Consider the following 4970-nt stretch of genomic DNA (forward strand, 5'->3'; position numbering starts at 1 on the left):
GGCGTGGATGGTGAAGCCGCCGCTGGGGTGGGGGGCGGCCTCGAAGTCGCCGCCCAGGGCCTCGGCGCGGTCGCGCATGCCGCGGATTCCGGTGCCGTCTCCGGACGGGGCCGTGGTGGGGGCGCCGTCGTCTTGCACCTGGACGGTCACGTCGTCGTCGCCATAGCGGATGCGGACGACGGCGGCCGACGCGCTGGAGTGCCGCGTCACGTTGGTGAGCGCCTCCTGGACGATCCGGTAGGCCGCCAGGTCGGCCTCGGCGGGCAGGGGACGGGGCTCGCCCTCGACCTCGGTCCGGACGGTGAGGCCCGCGGTGGCCAGGCCGTCGGTCAGGTCGTCCAGCCGGGCGAGGCCGGGCGCGGGGGTGACCGGCGCGGCCTCGTCGACGCGGCGCAGGACGCCTAGGGTGGCGCGCATCTCGCGGAGGGTGTCCTTGCTGGCCTGCTTGATCGCGGTGAGGGCGTCCTCGGCGCGTTCGGGCTCGCGGCGCAGGCCGTGCAGCGCGGCCGTGGCCTGCACGTTGATGAGCGAGATGTTGTGCCCGAGGACGTCGTGCAGCTCGCGGGCGATGCGCAGCCGCTCCTCGATGGCGCGGCGGCGGGCCTCTGCTTCGCGTCCCCGCTCGGCGGCCCGCGCGCGTTCCTCGGCCTCCCGCAGGTAGGCGCGCCGGTTCCGGACGACGCCGCCGACCGCCATCACCGCGACGAACCAGCCGGCGAGCAGGAACCCGGCCGCGTCCGCGAGATGGTTGGCGTCGCCGCGGTAGTCGCCGTACAGGGTCGCGGCCATGGAGAGCGTCACGAGGGTGCCCGCGACGACGAGATGCCCGACGGCGGCCACGGTGTAGAGCGCGATCACGAATGAGATCACGACGGGGCCGTCCGGCTCGGTCACCGGGTAGTAGACGGAGCACGCGGCGAACGTCACGATCGCCACCGCGACGGGATGGCTCCGCCGGAAGTACAGCGCGCCGCAGGTGACGACGAGCAGGATCCAGCCGAGCCAGGGCATGGGCCCCCGGCCGTCCTTCTCGATCACGGTGAGGACGGCCACGACCGTCACGAGGAGGCATCCCGCGGTCAGGAGCAGGTCGGCGGAACGGCCGCGCGGCGGCCACCAGTCCGGAGCTCGCACATGATCCATCCTGCCAGGCCCCCACCGCTTGCATCACTGCGATGAAATGTAGTACTTCTACTATATCGAGTTGTAGTGATGCAGCAGACGGTCGAAGTCTCCGTATCCGGAGGTGGTCATGAACGAGAACGTCTACAACCGGATCACGGTGCTGCGGGCCGAACGCGGCGTCTCGCGCCGCGACCTGGCCGCGGCGCTGGGCGTGCACTACCAGACGGTCGGCTATCTGGAGCGGGGCGAGTACAGCCCGAGCCTGCACCTCGCCTTGCGCATCGCCGACTACTTCGAGGTGCCCGTCGAGGTCGTCTTCTCCCTGAAACCGTTCCCCAGAATCGGAGGCATGTCATGACGAACAGCACGGCGCGCTGGCTGGAGCGCTCCCGCCGCAAGCGCGCGGACCGCCTGGCCGCCCTCGAGGAGGAGATGGACCGCCGCATGCCCACCCGCTACGGGCGCCGGCGTCCACGCCGGGTGCTGGCCGGGGCGGGCGCGGTGACGCTGGGCCTGCTCTGGGTGGACGCGGCGGTGTCCTGGATCATCGCCCCCAGCGACACCGCGATGATCGTCAACTTCGTGGTCCTGGGCGTGCTGCTGCTGGTCGGCTTGCCGCTCGCGACCCAGCTCGTCGCGCTGACCCGGGGCCTCACCGCCAAGCGCGAGCGGGAGCTGGACGAGCGCCAGCTCACCGCCCGGCTCCGCGCGTTCGCGACCGCCCACCGGGCGTCCACCGCCGTGATCGCCGCCGTCCTCCTGGTGACGATGGTCGCCGACCGCGACGGCCGCGAGTCGCAGATCCCCGGCGCCGCGCTGTTCCTGATCCTGTTCGCCTTGCTGGTGACGCACATCTTCCTGCCGCTCATCGTCGCCACCTGGCAGATGACCGACCCGCCCATCGAGGACGAGGACCAGCCCTAACGCAGGTCGCCGTTCGTCATGCCGGGCGGCGCGGGCGGCAGGGCGACCAGGCCCATTTCCGCGCGGCCCGACAGCATCGGGTGGCTCGGGACGACGCGGACGCTGTAGCCGAACGCGCCGCTGCGTCCCAGCGGGACCTCGCCCACGTACCGGATACGGCCGTTGTCCGCCGGTTCGCCGCCGTCCAGCTCCAGGTAGGACGGGTCGACGAGCGCGTCGGAGTCGTCCACCCGGCCGTAGACGACCTCGACGGCGACGTCGTCGGGAGCGAGACCGGCCGGATCGACGACGACGCGCACCGAGAGGCGCGCTCCGACCTGCGGGCTCTCCGCCCCGTTCGACTCGACGTGCTCGACGGCGACGCCCGGCCACGCCTTGCGGACCCGGTGCTTCCACGCCGCCAGCGCGCGGGCGCCCGCGAACTCGTCGGCGGCCATGGCGCGGGCGGACGCGGCGGCCGGGGCGTACAGGTCCTCGACGTAGTCGCGCAGCATCCGCGACGCGAGGACCTTCGGGCCGAGCGTCGCGATGGTGTGCTTGACCATCTCCAGCCAGCGGCGCGGCAGCCCGTCGGCGTCCCGGTCGTAGAACGTGACGGACACGTGGTCCTCGATCAGCTCGTACAGCGCGGCGGCCTCCAGCTCGTCCCGCCGGTCGGGGCCCGCGAGGCCGTCGGCGGACGGGATCGCCCAGCCGTTCTGGCCGTCGTACCACTCGTCCCACCAGCCGTCGAGGATCGACAGGTTCAGCGCCCCGTTCAGCGCCGCCTTCATCCCGGACGTGCCGCACGCCTCCAGCGGGCGCAGCGGATTGTTCATCCACACGTCGCAGCCCTGCACCATCAGCTGCCCGAGCGCCATGTCGTAGTCGGGCAGGAACACGATCCGGTGCCGGACGTCCTCCGATTCGGTGAACCGCACGATGTCCTGGATGAGGCGTTTGCCGCCCTCGTCCGCCGGGTGCGCCTTCCCGGCGATGACGATCTGCACCGGCCGCTCCGAGTTCAGCAGGATCGCGCGGAGCCGGTCCGGGTCGCTGGTCATCAGCGTGAGCCGCTTGTAGGACGGGACGCGCCGCGCGAACCCGATCGTCAGCACGTCCGGGTCGAGGGCGTCCTCGATCCAGGAGATCTCCGCCTCGCTCGCGCCGCGCTGCCGCCACGACTCGCGGAGCCTGCGCCGCGCCTCCAGGACGAGCCGCCGCCGCAGCACCCCGCGGATCCGCCACAGCTCGATGCCGGGGCGGGCGAGGACCTCCTCCCAGCCCCGTCCGGACTCGACGATGGACGGCAGCTCGCGGGCGGCCAGCTCCAGGATCTCGCGCGCCACCCACGTGCCCGCGTGGACGCCGTTGGTGATCGACCCGACCGGGACCTCGGCGATGTCGAACCCGCCCCACAGCCCGCCGAACATCTCCCGGCTGACGCGTCCGTGCAGCTCGCTGACGCCGTTGACGCGCTGCGCCAGCCGCATCCCCATCACGGCCATGTTGAACACGGTGCGGTCGCCGCCGGGGTAGTCCTCGGCGCCGAGCGCGAGGATCCGCTCGACGGGGACCTGCTCCTCCTCGGCCGCGCCGCCGAAGTATCGGCCGATCAGGTCGCGGGGGAACCGGTCGATGCCGGCCGGGACGGGCGTGTGCGTGGTGAACACCGTGCCCGCGCGGGTCGCCTCCAGCGCCTCGTCGAACGACAGGCCGTCCTCGGCCGCCAGCTCGCGGATGCGCTCCAGGCCGAGGAACCCGGCGTGGCCCTCGTTGGTGTGGAACACCTCCGGCGCGGGATGCCCGGTGACGCGGCAGTACGCGCGGATCGCCCGCACGCCGCCGATGCCGAGCAGCATCTCCTGCAGCAGCCGGTGGTCGCCGCCGCCCCCGTACAGCCGGTCGGTGACGTCCCGCGCGGACTGGTCGTTCTCCTCGACGTCGGAGTCGAGGAGCAGCTGCGGGACGCGTCCGACCTGCGCGATCCAGACCTGCGCGTGCAGGCCGCGGCCCTTGGGGAGGCCGATGACGACGCGGACGGGCGACCCGTCGCGTTCGCGGAGCAGGGTGAGCGGCAGGCCGTTCGGGTCGATCGGCGGGTAGCGCTCCAGCTGCCAGCCGTCCGGCGACAGCGACTGCGAGAAGTAGCCGTGCCGGTAGAGCAGGCCGACGCCGATGATCGGGACGCCGAGGTCGCTTGCGGTCTTCAGATGGTCGCCGGCGAGGATGCCGAGGCCGCCGGAGTACTGCGGCAGCGCGGCGGTGATCCCGTACTCGGGCGAGAAGTAGGCGATGGAGTCTGGCGTGTCCGGCCTCGTCTGGTACCAGCGGGGCGCGGTCAGGTATTCGCGCAGGTCCTCGGCGGCGTCCCGCAGCCGCCGCAGGAACCGCCGGTCCTTCGCCAGCCGCTCCAGCCGCTCCGGCGCGACCTCGCCGAGCAGCCTGACCGGGTCGTGGTGGACGGCCTTCCACAGCGCGGGGTCCACGGCGCGGAACAGGTCGAGCGTCTCGTGGTGCCAGGACCAGCGCAGGTTGAGGACCAGCTCCTCAAGCTGCCGGAGCGGCTCCGGAAGGACGGTGCGTACCGTGAAACGTCGGATTGCCTTCACGCAACGTCACGCTATGCGGTGCGGTCCGATGGTGCGACAAGCGGGGTTGCGTGTACGGGTCATCGCACAGGGTCACACCGAGAGTTCTTCGCGGTAGCCGCCGCATTCCCGGGCATGGGGACGTTTTGGAGATTTCGCACGGGTAGGGGTGGCACATGCACGTCGAGTCCGGGACGTCCAGCGAGACAGGCATTCCGCGGCTTGGCCGCATTCCGATCCTTGAGGTGTCGCCGGTGGTGGGGTGCGGCCGGTGGCCGGCCAAGGCGGTGGTGGGTGAGACGGTCGAGGTGTCGGCGACGGTGTTTCGTGAGGGGCATGAGCGGCTGGGTG

At 72.1% G+C, this 4970-nt stretch carries 5 protein-coding genes; 3 read left to right on the forward strand and 2 right to left on the reverse strand.

Translation table 11 applies throughout. The features are described from left to right. Positions 1–1134 (reverse strand): sensor histidine kinase (locus tag E1287_RS41970; RefSeq protein ID WP_131971503.1); only part of this gene is annotated, 1134 nt, incomplete at its 3' end. Between the two features lie 118 nt (positions 1135–1252). Between E1287_RS41970 and E1287_RS41975 the strand changes: the two genes are divergently transcribed. Together E1287_RS41975 and E1287_RS41980 are read left to right on the forward strand one after the other, a co-directional pair. After that, positions 1253–1483 (forward strand): helix-turn-helix transcriptional regulator, encoded by a 231-nt coding sequence (locus E1287_RS41975; protein WP_131971505.1) that lies wholly within the window; start codon positions 1253–1255, stop codon positions 1481–1483. Beyond that, positions 1480–2049 (forward strand): hypothetical protein, encoded by a 570-nt coding sequence (locus E1287_RS41980; protein ID WP_131971507.1) that lies wholly within the window; start codon positions 1480–1482, stop codon positions 2047–2049. The genes E1287_RS41975 and E1287_RS41980 overlap by 4 nt, the downstream gene beginning before the upstream one ends. Here the strand turns inward: E1287_RS41980 and glgP are convergent. Next, positions 2046–4640: an alpha-glucan family phosphorylase gene (gene glgP, locus E1287_RS41985; RefSeq protein ID WP_131971509.1), complete on the reverse strand. Its 2595-nt coding sequence runs from the start codon at positions 4638–4640 to the stop codon at positions 2046–2048. The genes E1287_RS41980 and glgP overlap by 4 nt on opposite strands. A gap of 155 nt (positions 4641–4795) precedes the next feature. On the opposite strand from glgP, the gene E1287_RS41990 reads away from it, so the two are divergent. Continuing rightward, positions 4796–4970, forward strand: a 175-nt coding sequence (locus E1287_RS41990; RefSeq protein ID WP_131971511.1) for a maltotransferase domain-containing protein, incomplete at its 3' end; no start/stop codon positions are given.

It is taken from the genome of Actinomadura sp. KC06, assembly GCF_004348735.1.
GTDB lineage: Bacteria > Actinomycetota > Actinomycetes > Streptosporangiales > Streptosporangiaceae > Spirillospora.

Excerpts from the sequence above, each read along its gene's own strand:
- E1287_RS41975 (WP_131971505.1), top strand. The coding sequence starts at position 1,253 with ATGAACGAGAACGTCTACAACCGGATCACGGTGCTGCGGGCCGAACGC.
- E1287_RS41980 (WP_131971507.1), top strand. The coding sequence starts at position 1,480 with ATGACGAACAGCACGGCGCGCTGGCTGGAGCGCTCCCGCCGCAAGCGC.